Genomic DNA, 15,678 nt, shown 5'->3' on the forward strand with positions numbered 1-15,678 from the left:
GTTTGTGTTGGTGCTTTTCAAGCTACGTTAATTGCACGGTTCGGGTGATGTTGTATTGCCTGATTGTAAAGTGTATTTGCGGAGTTTGTTTATGAGTGCCATGGAAAAGATTTCGTTTGAAACAGGTCTGAGTAAGGTTGATCAGGGTTTTGTAGAGTTTGAACGCATGCTGGGAGGGTTGCCTTCGTTCAAATCGCTTTTGCAGGATGTGGTGTTAAAAGAACTTCAGAGATTGCTGCCGGACATTTACATCAGCAAGACCTACATCACGGCCCGAAGTCAGGAAATCGTCAATCCGCAACCGACCGGGCTGGTCATGGAAGTATTCATGCAGTGCCTGGCGCTGGGCCGGGCACCTGTGTATGACGCCAGCCAATACGGCGTCTACGACTGGCGCGACTCCACGGATGAAGAGGATCTGATCCAGGGTCTGGATGTGGTTGCCGTCGGCTCGGTGATCGGCAATGTGTTGGGCTCGCTGGCACAAAAGTACCCGCCCTTGCTGGCGCAATACTGGGCCGCTTCTTCGGGCAAGGATGACAAGGGGCGCAAGCTGCCGTCGCGCAGCCGCCAGCTGCAGGATGCCTGTGCAGCGCTGTTCTGGCAGGAATTGAGTGCGACAGTGCAGTTGCAAGGCGTGCGGCCGGAAGTAGAGGAAAGTTTTGCCGTCTTCATAAGGGGCGCATCCATGACGCCGGCCTACAGCGTTTCTCTGCAACTGGAAAACGGCCGATTCGCGACGCTGACCGGTTGCTTTGTCACTTACCTCAATGGTCGATCGGTTTCTGAATTGGTACCGGGCGAGGACGATTGGGTCGTTCTTTTCACTCACGTGAACGGCCTGGAAACATTCCGTACATCGACCATGATGCAGCGTGTTCTGGAGCAGCGCCTGAGCAACCCGGACAGCCGGCTGCAACTGCTCAAGGGTGTTGCCCTGGAAGACGCCGCTCAGGTCAGGCATGTTCCGGACATCCGTTACCTGAACATTCAGGGAGAACTCTTTCACACCCTCACGGCCCAGTTGCTTGAAAAGCAGCAAAGAGACGTCACCTGGCACCTTCGCCAACTGGAAAAAACCGGCGTGGATCTGCAGGCCGTCATTCATTCCATCGAATCGGTGCATCGTCAGCAGACAGTGATCGATGTCGCCAGGGGACGCATTGCCCACCTCCTGGTCTTGATGAACAAAAAAAATCGGCCGCAATGGCTCAAGGATGCTCCCGCCACCCATCAGGAAGTTTTCGCCTCGATGGAAAAGGGATTGTTCAGAAGTCAGGTGGCATTGCATGAGTCCATGGGCGGGGTGTCTTCATTCCAGGAGTATGTGCGCGGTGTCGTCGAAACTCATATTTCCGCAGGCGATACCCAACGCGTGAACCCTGATGCGGTCTGGGTGACGGTGCAACATTCGCTGCGGATGGGCAACCGGCGTATCGAGCATATCGAGCGTAAAAACCTGACCCAGCTGTTCATGTACGGCGTGCATGACGAGGGGGCTGCGTACTCGATCAAGTTCGAGGCGTTTCACAACAACCCGCGACTGACCGCGTCCAATATCGAACGCGCCATCCGCCAGTTTGATCTGCGGGTGCAATACGCCAATGAACGCAATGACCGCTTTGGACGGGCGTCGGTCAGAGAAGCCATGCGTGAAGTGCTGGCGCAGCAGATTGCCGTCAGTAACTTCGCCGCGATCCTGCAAAAACACATCAGCCCGCAGGCGCAGGATATGGTGCAGCGGTATTTGCTTGGGGACCCGGGAATGGAGGCTTCGGGTGTTGCTTTCCGGCGTTACTACAAACCGTTCAAGGACATGCTTGCCTTTCGTGCGAGAGGCGCAGAGCCTGATCGCTCGAGGCATGTCCTGTATGCACCCGGCGCCCCGACAGGGCAGCAGTGGTTCGAGTTCACCGATCTGACGGCACTGAAGCGACAGTTCATTGCCTGGGGATTCGAGCCGCGTGACCGTGACTTCCTGATCGGTCAGGCATTCAGTGAAGATCGTGCGGAATTCGAGAAATACTACCTTTCCTTCAGCGAACCGGGCCCGGTATTCCAGCCATGGTGGTGGGAGGGCGTGACATTGGTGCAGTGGGCTCAAGGGCTGGATGATGGCCCGCTGATGGGGGCCGTCCACAGGATCATCGACTGGGAAGTCGCAGAGGAAAAAGTGGCCACACCCGTCTGGTACCGGAACGCGGCGGCACAGGATCGTGAGCTGCTCACCCGGCTGAATACGGAGTTCAAGGCGATCTACGAAGTGTCAAAAGATGAGCTGAATATCCCCACGATGGTGTCGTTTTCGCGAGACCTGGTGATGGAAAGGCTGAACAGTCATCTGCGACGGTCTGACCCGAAACACCCCCTGATCGATCCTGACCAAGTGAACGTCAAGGTGCGTGGACAAGACTGGATGACGCTCACCCAACTGTTCATTCAATGGCAGCTCTGGCCGAGCGATGGTCAGGTGGCATTTTCCTCCGGAAATGGTGCTTCACTGGGAGCCCTGAATGCGAGTGTTGTGGGATCCTTGATCAGCCTGAAACCGGCCATGGCGTATGAGTGGCATCTGGTTGACCATTTCGCCAACTCCCCGAAGCAGAGCCTGAAGGCGAAGCTCTTCTGCAAGGTCAAGCAAAACGAAATGCTCAAGGCTGCATTGACCCAAAAGATGCAGGGCTCCCTGTCCTCCGAGCAGTTCAATTGGCTGGCGGGATTGATTGAAGGGCTGGATCATGACCGCCCTCACACGCTGGTTCCGTTTTTGACCGGAACCACCCCGCAGGAAGGTATCTATACGCTGGCCCTTGAAGGTCGGCGCATCGAGGGTGCCTACACGTTCGGACGCCGTGTGGCGGGGAAGTTGCAACTGCTGGTCTACATTCCCAAGGCGCCGGACGGTTTGAGCTTTCGCCCGCTCGAATCGCTGACGCTGGGGCTCAAGGGCGGCAGCCTGGGCAATCACGTCATTGCACTGGCAACGCTGGAGCACCGAGCTGTCGTGCAGAATTTCGTCACGCGTTGTCAGCAGACTGCAAACGCCCTCCCTGCACCTGCATTGAACAACAGTTACGCCGTGACTCATTTCAAGTTCGAGTTCGACAGCATGATTTCGCGGGTGCTCAGCGATGTCGATCATCAAACGACCACGCCTGCCGAACGTTTCTGGAACACGGTGCTGGTGGTCACGGAGCTGGCGGTGGATATCGTCTCGCTGTTTGTCCCGCCAGTGGGGCTGGTCGCCAGTATCGTACGGATCACACAGTCGATTGTTCAAGGCATCGTTGCCTACAGCCTGGGGGATGACGACGCAGGCAGGAATCATCTCGCCTCGGCCTGGAGAAGTTCCATTCTCCTGTATGTCGGTGTGATCGCGGGTGTTGGTGGATCGGTTTCGGCGGTGGACGCGTTGTCGCGGGTCAAGGATATTGCGGACATCGTATCGACCGCGACCGGCGTGCCGGTCGGGATCGGTTACATCACCGCGGCGGTTTCTCCCCATGCGATTGCGGACAGCAGGACCCACATTGTCGGCTGATCATTCAATCCATCAGGCGGGTTGATACCCCATCCGCCAACTCACGGCCCGCGTCGCCGCCAGCAACCGCTGGGCCGCCGGGCCGTTTTCGTCGGCGTGGAACAGCGACGTCGGGCCGACGATGGTCAATACCGCCGCGACCTGCCCGAGGGCGTTGAACACTGGTGCCGAGAGGGCATCGACACCGGGCATCAGCAATCCGTGCACATGATGCAGACCGCGTTCGCGGATCTGTTCGCACAACGCTGCATAAGCTTTTTCGTCCGCCAGCGGATGGCCGCCGCTGGCGATTTCCTGTTCGCGCAATTCGTCGGTTTCCCGGTGCGGCAGATAGGCGCCGAACACGAGGCCTGTCGAAGAACTGAGCAGTGGCAGCACCGAACCCACTTGCGTCACCACGGTCACCGCGCGCACCGCCGGCTCGATGTGCACTACGGTCGCGCCCTGATTGCCCCACACCGCCAGGAAACAGGTTTCGTTGAGTTCGTCGCGCAGTTCGGCCAGCGGCAGGGCGGCGACTTTCAGTACGTCCATACTGTTGAGTGCGGCCAGGCCCACCCGCAGCGCTTCACGGCCGAGGCCGTAGTGGTTGGTGGCGGTGTTCTGTTCGGCGAAACCACTGGCGATCAAGGCCTGCAGATAGCGGTGAACCTTGCTCGCCGGCATTTGCACATGTTCGGCCAGACGCGACAGCGAAGTGGACGGCGACAACTCGGCCAGGGCCTTGAGGATGTCGGTGCCGACTTCGGCGGAGCGGACTTTCTGTTTGCCGTTGCTGTCGCTGGTTTTTTCCATGGTGCTGCCGTGTCCCGGAACGAATGGGCGTCTTTATAGCTTGACGCTGGATAGCGAGCAAATTACGTTATGCGTAATTGAATTACGATAAAAATAACCCCGGCGTGCCAAGACCTCTGATCCAGAGCGTCCGGCCATGCCGACTCCCTGTTCAGGAGGCTCCATGAACCTCGATTCAGCCCTGGCTTACCAGTCCGGTTTCGGCAACGAATTCAGCTCCGAAGCATTGCCCGGCGCACTGCCCGTCGGCCAGAACTCCCCGCAGAAAGCCCCGTACGGTCTGTACACCGAACTGTTCTCCGGCACCGCGTTCACCATGACCCGCAGCGAAGCGCGGCGCACCTGGATGTACCGGATCCAGCCGTCGGCCAATCACCCGGCATTCGTCAAACTGGAGCGGCAACTGGCGGGCGGCCCGTTGGGCGAAGTGACCCCCAATCGCCTGCGCTGGAACCCGCTGGAGATCCCGGCCGAGCCGACTGATTTCGTCGACGGTCTGGTGAGCATGGCGGCCAACTCCGGCGCCGAAAAACCGGCCGGTATCAGCATCTACCACTACTGCGCCAACCGTTCGATGGAGCGCGTTTTCTTCAACGCCGACGGTGAATTGCTGCTGGTGCCGCAACTGGGCCGTCTGCGTATCGCCACCGAGCTCGGCGTGCTGGAAGTGGCGCCGCTGGAAATCGTCGTTTTGCCACGGGGCCTGAAATTCCGCGTCGAACTGCTCGACCCGCAAGCGCGCGGTTACGTCGCCGAGAACCATGGCGCGCCGCTGCGCCTGCCGGATCTGGGACCGATCGGCAGCAACGGCCTGGCCAATCCGCGGGACTTCCTGACCCCGGTCGCCGCCTACGAAAACCTGCAACAACCGACCACCCTGGTGCAGAAATTCCTCGGCCAGTTGTGGGGCACCGAACTCAATCACTCGCCGCTGAACGTGGTCGCCTGGCACGGCAACAACGTGCCGTACAAATATGACCTGCGCCGCTTCAATACCATCGGCACCGTCAGTTTCGATCACCCGGACCCGTCGATCTTCACTGTGCTGACCTCGCCGACCAGCGTCCACGGTCTGGCCAATCTCGATTTCGTGATCTTCCCGCCTCGCTGGATGGTGGCCGAGAACACCTTCCGTCCGCCGTGGTTCCACCGCAACCTGATGAACGAATTCATGGGCCTGATCCAGGGCGAGTACGACGCCAAGGCCGAAGGTTTCGTGCCCGGCGGCGCATCGCTGCACAGTTGCATGAGCGCCCACGGCCCGGACGGCGAGACCTGTACCAAAGCCATCAACGCGGACCTCAAACCGGCGAAGATCGACAACACCATGGCCTTCATGTTCGAGACCAGCCAGGTGCTGCGCCCAAGCCGCTTCGCCCTCGACTGCCCGCAACTGCAATCCACTTACGATGCCTGCTGGGCCACGCTGCCCGCCACGTTCGACCCGACCCGGAGATAACCCATGACTCAGAATTCCATCACCCGCAGTTGGGTCGCTTCGGCCAACGGCCACACCGATTTCCCGTTGCAGAACCTGCCGCTGGGCGTGTTCAGCATCGACGGTTCGGCACCGCGCGCGGGCGTTGCGATTGGCGAACACATCTTCGATCTGCAGGTTGCGCTGGAGGCCGGGCTGTTCGACGGCGTTGCGCGCAGCGCAGTCGAAGCCATGCACGGCGGTCAGTTGAACGCCTTCTTCGAACTCGGCCGCGACGCTCGCGTTGCCCTGCGCGAGCGTCTGCTGGAACTGTTCAGCGAGGGCAGTACCCATCGCGGCAACATTGAAGCCCAGGGCGCGAAACTGCTGCCGCTGGCCGCCGATTGCCAGTTGCACCTGCCGGCACGCATCAGTGACTACACCGACTTTTACGTCGGCATCGAGCACGCGCAGAACGTCGGCAAACTGTTCCGCCCGGACAACCCGCTGCTGCCGAACTACAAACACGTGCCGATCGGCTACCACGGTCGTGCGTCCACCGTGCGTGCTTCCGGTGCCGACGTGCGCCGTCCGAAAGGCCAGACCCTGCCGGCGGGTGCGACCGAGCCGACCTTCGGCCCATGTGCGCGGCTGGACTATGAACTGGAACTGGGGATCTGGATCGGTCAGGGCAACGAGATGGGTGAGCCGATTGCCATCGGTGATGCCGCCGAACACATTGCCGGTTTCTGCCTGCTCAACGACTGGTCGGCCCGTGATATCCAGGCCTGGGAATACCAGCCGCTCGGGCCGTTCCTGTCCAAGAGCTTCATCACCAGCGTTTCGCCATGGGTGGTGACCGCCGAAGCGCTGGCGCCATTCCGCACCGCGCAACCGGCGCGTCCGCAAGGCGACCCGCAGCCGCTGCCGTACCTGCTCGACAAGCGCGATCAGGATGGCGGTGGTTTCGACATCGAGCTGGAAGTGCTGCTGCTCACCGAGAAAATGCGCGAGCAGAACCTGCCGGCCCATCGCCTGACCCTGAGCAACACCCGCTACATGTACTGGACCGTCGCGCAAATGGTCGCGCACCACAGCGTCAACGGCTGCCAGTTGCAGGCCGGTGACCTGTTCGGTTCGGGCACTCTGTCCGGCCCTGAAAACGGTCAGTTCGGCAGCCTGCTGGAAATCACCGAGGGCGGCAAAAAGCCGATCGAACTGGCGTCCGGTGAAGTGCGCAAGTTCCTTGAAGACGGCGACGAAATCATCCTGCGCGCTCGCTGCGCCCGCGACGGTTTTGCCTCCATCGGTTTCGGCGATTGCCGTGGCACCGTGCTGGCGGCACGCTGACAGGAGCGGCTCATGGATCTCTATACCTATTACCGTTCCACCTCGTCGTACCGGGTGCGGATCGCGCTGGCGCTCAAGGGCCTCGACTATCAGGCGCTGCCGGTCAACCTGATCGCACCGCCCGGTGGCGAACATCGACAACCGGCGTATCTGGCGATCAATCCCCAGGGCCGTGTGCCAGCGCTGCGTACTGACGACGGCAAGTTGCTGATTCAGTCGCCGGCGATCATCGAGTACCTGGAGGAACGTTATCCACAGGTGCCGTTGCTGCCCGAAGACCTCGTTGCCCGTGCGCAGGTGCGCGGCGTGGCGGCGGTGATTGGCTGCGATGTGCATCCGCTGCACAACGTCAGCGTGCTCAATCGCCTGCGCGGTCTGGGCCATGACGAACCGCAGGTCAACGAGTGGATCGCTCACTGGATCGGTCAGGGGCTGGCAACGGTCGAGCAGTTGATCGGCGACAGCGGCTTCTGTTTCGGCGAGTGGCCGTGCGTGGCTGATGTGTACCTGATTCCGCAGCTGTACGCGGCCGAGCGTTTCAATGTTTCGCTTGAGGCCTACCCACGGATTCGTCGGGTGGCGGCACTGGCGGCCGAACATCCGGCGTTCATTGCGGCGCATCCGGCGAACCAGCCGGACACGCCGAAGTAGCAATTGATGGCTCCCGTGCAACGCACGGGAGCCATTCCGGTTACCCGCAAAAAATCATAAAAACAAAACAGGTACCTTGCGATGCATAACCAGATTGCCAGCTTCCGGGCGGCACTCGACGCCCGTCCTGTGTCCCGCTTTCAGTGGTTGCTCCTGATTCTTCTCGCCTTGCTGCTGGTCACCGACGGCTATGACGCCCAGGTGCTCGGTTACGTGGTCCCGGCGCTGGCGCAGGACTGGGGCCTGGAGAAATCGGCGTTCGGCCCGGTGTTCAGCGCCAACCTGCTGGGCCTGACCCTCGGCTCGCTGGCCGTGACGCCGCTGGCCGACCGCTTCGGCGTACGGCGGATTCTGCTCGCCTGTGTACTGATCTATGCCAGCCTCACCGTGCTGATGGTGTTCGCCGATTCCCTGAATACCTTGATGATCGCGCGTTTCATCTGCGGCATCGGCATGGGCGGTGCAATGCCCAGCGCCATGGCGTTGATGTCGGAATATTCACCGCCACGCCTGCGTACGCTGATGGTGACGCTGGCGGCCTGCGGCTTCTCGTTCGGCGGGGCGGCGGGCGGTTTTGTCGCGGCCGGGTTCATCGACCGGTTCGGCTGGCAGGCGGTATTCCTCGCCGGCGGTGTCACGCCGTTGCTGCTGTTTCCGTTTCTCTGGTGGATGCTGCCGGAGTCCTTGCCGCGTCTGCTGCGCGATGCGCCACCGTATGCGCGCCTGCGCAAGGTCACCGCGCGAATGCTGCCGGACTGGCAACCACCCGCCGCATCGGTCGAACAAAACGAGCGGGAGCAGGGCAGCAAACTGACCGTGGTTGAATTGTTCCGCAATGGTTACGCACGCCCGACCTTGCTGATCTGGTCGACCTTTTTCGTCAGCCTGATCCTGCTGTATTTCATGATCAGCTGGCTGCCGTCGTTGTTGCTGGAAAGTGGCCTGAAGCTCAATGAAGCGAACCTGGTGACGTCGATGTTCCTGTTCGCCGGTACGCTGGGCGCGATCTGCATGGCGTGGTTCGCCGACCGTTTGAAAAGCAAAGTGCGTCTGCTGTCCGGTGTGTTGGCCGGTGCAGCGCTGTGCACGATTCTGTTGGGCCTGAATCACGACAATCCGCGTTATCTGGTGGCCTGTGTGTTTGCGGCGGGGTTCTGCATCATCGGCGGGCAACTGACGCTGAATGCTTTCGCCAGCAATTTCTATCCGGCCCACGTGCGCGCCACCGGCACCGGTTGGGCGTTGGGAGTAGGGCGGTTCGGTTCGATTCTCGGGCCGCTGTTCGGCAGCCTGCTGCTGGCGATGCACATTCCGGTGGAGCAGATTTTCTTCTGCTGCGCGATTCCGGCAGTGATCGCGGCGTTGTTGATCATTCAGGTGCGTTCGCCGGTCAGTGCACAACCGAATTGGGTGGCAAATGCCCCAACCGTTCCGTCAGGCGAAGCCGCTGAATCGGGTCGTCACTGAGCAGTAGCGCGTGTTCCAGGTCGAAGCGTTCGGCGTTCGGGCAGTCCAGGCGCTGATACAGGCTGGCTCGGGCCAGGTAATCAGCGACGCTGGCATTGCCCAGTTCGAGCACGCGTTCGGCATCGATCAGCGCCGCGATGTAGTCATCGTGGGTCAGATGCAACTGGCGCAGGTTGCGCGACAGGCGCTGTAGCATTTGCAGCGGGGTGGCGGTCAGCAGGTGGTCGGCCTTGAGTTGCATCTGGTGGCCATATTGGCGATGCAGCAGTTCGCGGCAATCGTTCGGATACAGGCGTCGTCCACCGCACGGATCGAGCAGGTGATCGGCGCCGGGAACCTTCAGCAGGAAATGCCCGGGGAAGTTCACGCCCACCAGCGGAATTTCCAGGCCTCGGGCCAGTTCCAGAGCAATCAGCGCCAGGGCCAGTGGTTGACCGCGGCGGGTCTGTAACACCTTGTTCAGCAGAGCAGCCTGCGGGCGCACTGGCGCAAAATCATCCTGCGCGAAGCCCAGCTCGACCATGCGCCGGAGCAGCGGTTGCGCCAGCTCGCTGACCGGCAACAACGGCAAGCCAAAGCTGACCCGTTGCTGCAGCTCGATGAAATCCTGCAACAGCGCATCGGGATCGACGTGCTTATCGTGCTCGGCGGCCATCCACAACGCTGCCTCCAGCAGCGCAGGCGGTGAACGGTGCAGGCATTCGAAAAAACGTTGGCGCGGACTCATCAAAATCTCCGGAGAATGCCTCGTTTTAGCCCCGTCTCTTGCATTCGTCCAGTACCGCGCCGCTCTGCCATCGGGTTATGCCGCAACGCATCGGTCGCTGCAGGGCCTTATTCCTGTGCGCTTCAGCAATTTTTGGGCGCAAGCCTATACTGGCGACTACCAGAAGTGATTCGGGAGCCTGCCGATGTTCGCTCTCATGCAAAGCACTCGCCTGGAATCGCTGCACCTTAGCGTTGATCCGGTCTCCGGATTGAAGGCGGTCATTGCCATCCATAACAGTCGCCTCGGGCCAGCCCTGGGCGGGTGTCGTTATCTTGCCTATCCGAACGATGAATCCGCTGTCGCGGACGCCATACGCTTGGCCCAAGGCATGAGCTATAAAGCGGCGCTGGCCGGTCTGGCCCAGGGCGGCGGGGTGGCCGTGATCGTGCGGCCGGCCCATGTGGAAAATCGTGGTGCGCTGTTTGAAGCATTCGGTCGTTGCATCGATCAACTCGACGGCCGCTACATCACCGCCATCGACAGCGGCACTTCGGTGGCGGACATGGACTGCATCGCCCAGCAGACCCAGCATGTCACCAGCACCACGTCCGCCGGCGACCCGGCGCCGCACGCGGCAATGGGCGTGTTCACCGGCATCCGCGCCACGGCCATGGCAAGGCTGGGCAGCGACAACCTCGAAGGTTTGCGCGTGGCGATTCAGGGACTCGGCAATGTTGGTTATGCCCTCGCTGAACAGCTGCACGCGGCGGGCGCCGAACTGTTGGTCAGCGACATCGATCACGGCAAGGTGCAACTGGCGATGGAACAGCTCAATGCTCATCCGATTGCCAATGACGCCTTGCTCAGCACACCGTGCGACATCCTCGCACCGTGCGGCCTGGGCGGTGTGCTCAACAGCCACACCGTCACCCAGTTGCGCTGCTCGGCGGTGGCAGGCTCGGCCAACAATCAACTGACGCATCTGGATGTGGCCGATCAACTGGAGCGGCGTGGCATCCTGTATGCGCCGGATTACGTGATCAATGCCGGTGGGCTGATCTACGTTTCCCTCAAGCATCGGGGCGAAGAGCTGACGACTATCACCGCGCATCTGTCGAAGATCAGTTCGCGGCTGACGGAAGTCTTCGCCCACGCCCAAGCGGAAAAACGTTCACCGGCGCGGGTGGCAGACGAGCTGGCGGAGAAGGTGTTGTACCGCTGAGTTTTCCCCGGACATGAAAAAGCCCCTGAGTCTTTCAACTCAGGGGCTATTCAATTCAAGTGTCGCTTACTTTGCAGCCTTCGCCGCCTTGGCGGGTTTGGCCGGGGCTTCTGCAGGTTCGGCTGCGTCCGCCGTCTCGGTCGCTACAACCGGTGCGGCCGGTGCGTTGATCAGCTCCGACAGGGCATCAGGCTGGCTCTTGAACGCCCGGGCAAACACATCGCGGTTCTTCGCCATGTAGATCCCGACTTCTTCCACTTGCTGCTCGCTCAACGAAGGAACGGCTTTTTCCAGCACTTCGGCCAACAGTTCGGCCAGTTCGAGCATTTTGTCATGACGGTCAGCTTCGGCTTTATCCATGAACAAGCGCTCCAGATCTCGGCTGCTGCGGTATACCACTTCGACGGCCATTCACCACCTCACATGCCTTCACATTAAGTTGTCTTTGCGACTACTGTATCTATATACAGCGAAAAGGATAAGCGAATCCCTGCGCTTTGGGTAGTGGCTTTTTAATGTAGACCGGATTCGGAGTTTGTCAGTCCGATTGCGCCGCGCAGGTGCGACCAAACGCCACGGCGCAGGTTTTGCGGCGCCTCGCCATGATGGCGTGGCCTCTTTTCTGCATGCATCCGTGTACGTGCGCAATAACCGTCACGTCCAGCACGCAACATCCGCTCGAACCGGGCTAAGGAACCTTCATCGTGAAAATCAACTGGGCCGAGAAACTGCGGCAAAACGTGCATCAACTGGCCGAGTCCCTGGGCAACCTGTTCGTCGAGACCTTCCACTACCTGGCCCTGTTCGCCATTGGTGCGGTGACCGCCTGGGCGGCGGTGATGGAATTTCTCGGGATGCTCGAGGAAGGGCACATCAAGATCGATGACATTCTGTTGCTGTTCATCTATCTCGAACTGGGAGCGATGGTCGGGATTTACTTCAAGACCAACCACATGCCGGTGCGCTTCCTGATCTATGTGGCGATCACCGCTCTGACGCGCCTGCTGATCTCCAACGTCTCGCACCACAACCCGCCGGACATGGGCATCATCTACCTGTGCGGCGGGATTCTGCTGCTGGCGTTCTCGATCCTGGTGGTGCGCTACGCCTCGTCGCAATTCCCTTCGGTGAAAATCGAGAAGCCGCAGCGCAAGCTCGGTGCGGGTTCCGGTGAACACCCGGAGATCGAGAAGGGCGAGCTTTAAAGACCGATCGAGGGCCGATGCTGGCCCTTGTTCCGCTGCGGCGGCGGGGTGAGCCCGTCGCCGCGGGTCATGGCTTCGAGGATCGCCATGGCGCTGTGGCCTTGTTCGATGGCGATGCCGAACTGAATGCTTTGCACCAGCCGTTTCAGGCGTTTGGGGTCGTTGCGCTGTTCGGCGCTGATCATTCGTTTGGCGACGATCCGGCCGCCGTTGGAAAGGGTCAGCATGATGCTGCCGTCGAGGCCCTGAATGCTCAGGTTGATCTGATAGTCCGGCGCGAAGGCATCGGTAATGATCTGAAAAGGATTGTCCATGATGCGTCACCGCCTGATTGAACGTGCAGTTGTTGACCGGCCTTGATCGGGTTGGTTCGCCAAACCTGACCGTCGGCCCTTCCGTGGTCCTGTCTCCTCAGCGATGTAGCAAGGGACATGCCGGGAATATTGTCGAACAACATAACCGGCCAAAAAGAAGGCGAGCCCATGGCTCGCCTTCTTCGTTTACGGCCCGTTTCAGGGCAGAACCGAGTAGATGATCGCCGACAGTGCAATCAGGCCGATCAGCACCACGAACACGTTGGACACCTGGCCCGAATACTGGCGCAAGGCTGGCACGCGGCGGATCGCGTACATCGGCATCAGGAACAACAGGCAGGCAATCACCGGCCCTCCGAGGGTTTCGATCATGCCGAGGATGCTCGGGTTGAACGTCGCCACGGCCCAGCAGCTGAGGATCATGAACAGCGCAGTCGCACGGTTCAGCCAGCTCGCCGACATCACCCGGCCCCGGCCGCGCAGGCTTTTGACGATCATGCCCTGGAAGCCTTCGCTGGCGCCGATGTAGTGGCCGAGGAAGGATTTGGTGATTGCCACCAGCGCAATCAGCGGCGCGGCGTAGGCGATGACCGGCGTCTGGAAGTGGTTGGCCAGGTACGACAGGATCGAAATGTTCTGCGCCTTGGCCGCTGCCAGGTCGGCTGGCGACAGCGCCAGCACACAGCTGAAGCAGAAGAACATCACCGTCACCACCATCATGCCGTGGGCCATGGCGAGGATGCCGCTGCTCTTGCGTTCGGCCTGGTCGCCGTAGCGCTGTTTCTGCTCGACGGCGAAGGCGGAAATGATCGGCGAATGGTTGAACGAAAACACCATCACCGGGATCGCCAGCCACAGGGTCTTGAGGAACACCGACATTTCCATTGGTTCTTGAGCACTGGCGAAGAATGCGCCGTTCCAGTTCGGGATCAGGCTGAGACCGAGCAACAACAACGCGGCGACGAACGGATACACCAGCACGCTCATGGCTTTGACGATCACGCTTTGACCGCAACGCACGATGGCCATCAGACCGAGGATCAACGCCAGCGACAACACCGCGCGCGGCGGCGGAGCGATGTGCAGCTGATGTTCGAGGAAGCTGCTCAGGGTGTTGGTCAGCGCCACGCTGTACACCAGCAGGATCGGGAAGATCGCGAAGAAATACAGCAGCGTGATCAGTTTGCCGGCGCCGATGCCGAAGTGTTCTTCCACCACTTCGGTGATGTCACCGGAGCGGCCCGACAGCACGAAGCGGGTCAGGCCCCGGTGCGCGAAGAAGGTCATCGGGAACGCCAACAACGCCAGGATCAGCAACGGCCAGAAGCCGCCGACACCGGCGTTGATCGGCAGGAACAAGGTGCCGGCACCTATGGCCGTGCCGTACAGGCCGAGCATCCAGGTGGTGTCGAATTTGCTCCAGCCCTTGTGGGCGGTTTCGTTATTTCGTGTGCGGTCTACAGCAGGATTTTCGGCAGCAGGTGTACGTACATCGGTCATCGTTTTTGCCTCGTTATTATTCTTGCTCGGGCTCACGTGTTACAGGCGGTCAGGGAGCGCTCCTCAGCACTCCACCCAGCTCACGGCCAGGCCGCCCCGTGAAGTCTCTTTGTATTTGTCATGCATGTCGGCGCCGGTATCGCGCATGGTGCGGATTACCCGGTCGAGGGAAATGAAGTGTTTGCCGTCGCCGCGCAGGGCCATTTGCGTAGCGTTGATCGCCTTCACCGCAGCGATGGCGTTGCGCTCGATGCAGGGCACCTGCACGAGGCCGCCGACCGGATCGCAGGTCAGGCCGAGGTTGTGTTCCAGGCCGATTTCGGCGGCGTTTTCCAGTTGCTCCGGCGTGGCTCCCAGAACATCGGCGAGGCCCGCAGCGGCCATCGCACAAGCGGAGCCGACTTCGCCCTGGCAACCGACTTCGGCGCCGGAGATCGAGGCGTTTTTCTTGCACAGGATGCCGACGGCAGCGGCGCCCAGAAAGAACGCGACCACGTCATCGTCGGACGCGTCGGGATTGAATTTCATGTAGTAGTGCAGGACGGCGGGAATGATCCCGGCCGCACCGTTGGTCGGCGCGGTGACCATGCGCCCGCCGGCGGCGTTTTCTTCGTTGACGGCGAGGGCGAACAGGTTGACCCACTCCATTGCCGACAGGGTCGAACTGATGACGTTCGGCTTGCCGATTTCCAGCAGACTGCGGTGCAATTTCGCCGCACGACGCGGAACATTCAGACCACCGGGCAGGACGCCTTCGTGGCGCAGGCCCTGCTCGACGCACTCGCGCATAACCGACCAGATGTGCAGCAGGCCCTGACGGATCTCGGCATCGCTGCGCCAGGCCCGTTCGTTGGCCATCATCAGTTCGGAAACCCGCAGGTTGTGCTGCTTGCACAGCGCCAGCAGTTCGACGGCGCTGGAAAAGTCGTAGGGCAATTCGACGTCACCTGCCGGTGCTACGCCGGATTCGGCTTCGGCCGCTTCGATGATGAAACCGCCGCCGACCGAGTAGTACGTTTGCGTGAACAGCTCGGCAGATTCGCCAAAGGCTGTCAGCGACATGGCGTTGGGGTGGTAGGGCAGGCTCTCGTCCAGCAGCAGGAGATCGTGTTGCCAGTTGAAGGCAATGTTTCGCTGCCCGGCCAGGCAGAGTTGGCCGGTTTCCCGCAGTTGCTGGATGCGCGGGTCGATGGTCGATGGATCGATGCTGTCCGGCCATTCGCCCATCAGGCCCATGACCGTTGCGCGGTCGGTGGCGTGACCGACGCCGGTAGCCGAGAGCGAGCCATACAAACGGATTTCCACCCGCTTCACATCCAGCAGCAAATGCTGGTCGATCAGGGCCTGGGCGAAGGTCGCGGCGGCGCGCATCGGGCCGACGGTGTGGGAACTGGACGGACCGATGCCGACTTTGAATAGATCGAAAACACTGATAGCCATGCTAAAGCCTTACAAGCAATGGAGTAGGAATCGCCGCCATTTTTTGTAGGACAAGCGCAATGTCGGC

12 protein-coding genes and 1 pseudogene are annotated in these 15,678 nt (G+C 60.8%); 7 read left to right on the plus strand and 6 right to left on the minus strand.

Going from position 1 to position 15,678, the window contains the following annotated elements; translation table 11 throughout:
* The first annotated feature begins 91 nt into the window (after window positions 1–91).
* Entirely contained in the window at window positions 92–3,541 is a 3,450-nt protein-coding gene (locus tag AC07NR_RS23925) for a dermonecrotic toxin domain-containing protein (protein WP_495079605.1), read from the plus strand.
* Window positions 3,542–3,553: 12 nt separating this feature from the next.
* Here AC07NR_RS23925 and AC07NR_RS23930 read toward each other — a convergent pair whose 3' ends face one another.
* A complete protein-coding gene (locus AC07NR_RS23930; protein ID WP_495079606.1) occupies window positions 3,554–4,336 on the minus strand; it encodes an IclR family transcriptional regulator in 783 nt (260 codons plus the stop codon).
* A 163-nt stretch (window positions 4,337–4,499) separates the two neighbouring features.
* Between AC07NR_RS23930 and hmgA the strand changes: the two genes are divergently transcribed.
* From hmgA to AC07NR_RS23950, 4 genes are all read left to right on the plus strand, one after another.
* Window positions 4,500–5,795 (plus strand): homogentisate 1,2-dioxygenase, encoded by a 1,296-nt coding sequence (hmgA, locus tag AC07NR_RS23935; RefSeq protein WP_495079607.1) that lies wholly within the window; start codon window positions 4,500–4,502, stop codon window positions 5,793–5,795.
* Between the two features lie 3 nt (window positions 5,796–5,798).
* Window positions 5,799–7,103, plus strand: a complete 1,305-nt coding sequence (gene fahA, locus AC07NR_RS23940) for a fumarylacetoacetase (RefSeq protein ID WP_495079608.1) — start codon at window positions 5,799–5,801, stop codon at window positions 7,101–7,103.
* 12 nt (window positions 7,104–7,115) lie between these two features.
* Window positions 7,116–7,754, plus strand: a complete 639-nt coding sequence (gene maiA, locus AC07NR_RS23945; RefSeq protein WP_102619468.1) for a maleylacetoacetate isomerase — start codon at window positions 7,116–7,118, stop codon at window positions 7,752–7,754.
* Window positions 7,755–7,835: 81 nt separating this feature from the next.
* Window positions 7,836–9,221 (plus strand): MFS transporter, encoded by a 1,386-nt coding sequence (locus tag AC07NR_RS23950; protein ID WP_495079609.1) that lies wholly within the window; start codon window positions 7,836–7,838, stop codon window positions 9,219–9,221.
* Here AC07NR_RS23950 and AC07NR_RS23955 read toward each other — a convergent pair.
* Entirely contained in the window at window positions 9,145–9,948 is an 804-nt protein-coding gene (locus AC07NR_RS23955) for a SirB1 family protein (protein ID WP_085711737.1), read from the minus strand. The genes AC07NR_RS23950 and AC07NR_RS23955 overlap by 77 nt on opposite strands.
* A gap of 184 nt (window positions 9,949–10,132) precedes the next feature.
* On the opposite strand from AC07NR_RS23955, the gene AC07NR_RS23960 reads away from it, so the two are divergent.
* Window positions 10,133–11,152 carry a Glu/Leu/Phe/Val dehydrogenase family protein gene (locus AC07NR_RS23960; protein WP_085711736.1) on the plus strand — a complete coding sequence of 340 codons (1,020 nt, stop codon included), beginning with the start codon at window positions 10,133–10,135 and terminating at the stop codon, window positions 11,150–11,152.
* 153 nt (window positions 11,153–11,305) lie between these two features.
* On the opposite strand, the pseudogene AC07NR_RS23965 reads toward AC07NR_RS23960, so the two are convergent.
* Window positions 11,306–11,563: pseudogene (locus AC07NR_RS23965) on the minus strand (YebG family protein); the annotation flags it as partial.
* Between the two features lie 293 nt (window positions 11,564–11,856).
* Between AC07NR_RS23965 and AC07NR_RS23970 the strand changes: the two are divergent.
* The gene (locus AC07NR_RS23970; RefSeq protein ID WP_003221775.1) at window positions 11,857–12,357 is read left to right on the plus strand and encodes a phosphate-starvation-inducible protein PsiE; all 501 of its coding nucleotides are present in this window, start codon (window positions 11,857–11,859) and stop codon (window positions 12,355–12,357) included.
* On the opposite strand, the gene AC07NR_RS23975 is transcribed toward AC07NR_RS23970, so the two are convergent.
* From AC07NR_RS23975 to AC07NR_RS23985, 3 genes are all read right to left on the minus strand, one after another.
* Window positions 12,354–12,671: a DUF3509 domain-containing protein gene (locus AC07NR_RS23975; protein ID WP_305836801.1), complete on the minus strand. Its 318-nt coding sequence runs from the start codon at window positions 12,669–12,671 to the stop codon at window positions 12,354–12,356. The two genes, AC07NR_RS23970 and AC07NR_RS23975, sit on opposite strands and share 4 nt — an antisense overlap.
* 198 nt (window positions 12,672–12,869) lie before the next feature.
* On the minus strand, window positions 12,870–14,171 hold the full coding sequence (locus AC07NR_RS23980) for an HAAAP family serine/threonine permease (protein WP_495079610.1): 1,302 nt from the start codon (window positions 14,169–14,171) through the stop codon (window positions 12,870–12,872).
* A gap of 63 nt (window positions 14,172–14,234) precedes the next feature.
* Complete coding sequence (locus tag AC07NR_RS23985; RefSeq protein WP_085711732.1) at window positions 14,235–15,611, minus strand: L-serine ammonia-lyase; 1,377 nt, start codon at window positions 15,609–15,611, stop codon at window positions 14,235–14,237.
* Window positions 15,612–15,678 lie beyond the last annotated feature (67 nt).

It is taken from the genome of Pseudomonas sp. GW821-FHT09C09, from assembly GCF_059418105.1.

Coding starts and splice junctions, on each gene's coding strand:
- AC07NR_RS23925 (WP_495079605.1), top strand. CDS start 92: ATGAGTGCCATGGAAAAGATTTCGTTTGAAACAGGTCTGAGTAAGGTT.
- AC07NR_RS23930 (WP_495079606.1), bottom strand. CDS start 4,336: ATGGAAAAAACCAGCGACAGCAACGGCAAACAGAAAGTCCGCTCCGCC.
- hmgA (WP_495079607.1), top strand. CDS start 4,500: ATGAACCTCGATTCAGCCCTGGCTTACCAGTCCGGTTTCGGCAACGAA.
- fahA (WP_495079608.1), top strand. CDS start 5,799: ATGACTCAGAATTCCATCACCCGCAGTTGGGTCGCTTCGGCCAACGGC.
- maiA (WP_102619468.1), top strand. CDS start 7,116: ATGGATCTCTATACCTATTACCGTTCCACCTCGTCGTACCGGGTGCGG.
- AC07NR_RS23950 (WP_495079609.1), top strand. CDS start 7,836: ATGCATAACCAGATTGCCAGCTTCCGGGCGGCACTCGACGCCCGTCCT.
- AC07NR_RS23955 (WP_085711737.1), bottom strand. CDS start 9,948: ATGAGTCCGCGCCAACGTTTTTTCGAATGCCTGCACCGTTCACCGCCT.
- AC07NR_RS23960 (WP_085711736.1), top strand. CDS start 10,133: ATGTTCGCTCTCATGCAAAGCACTCGCCTGGAATCGCTGCACCTTAGC.
- AC07NR_RS23975 (WP_305836801.1), bottom strand. CDS start 12,671: ATGGACAATCCTTTTCAGATCATTACCGATGCCTTCGCGCCGGACTAT.
- AC07NR_RS23980 (WP_495079610.1), bottom strand. CDS start 14,171: ATGACCGATGTACGTACACCTGCTGCCGAAAATCCTGCTGTAGACCGC.
- AC07NR_RS23985 (WP_085711732.1), bottom strand. CDS start 15,611: ATGGCTATCAGTGTTTTCGATCTATTCAAAGTCGGCATCGGTCCGTCC.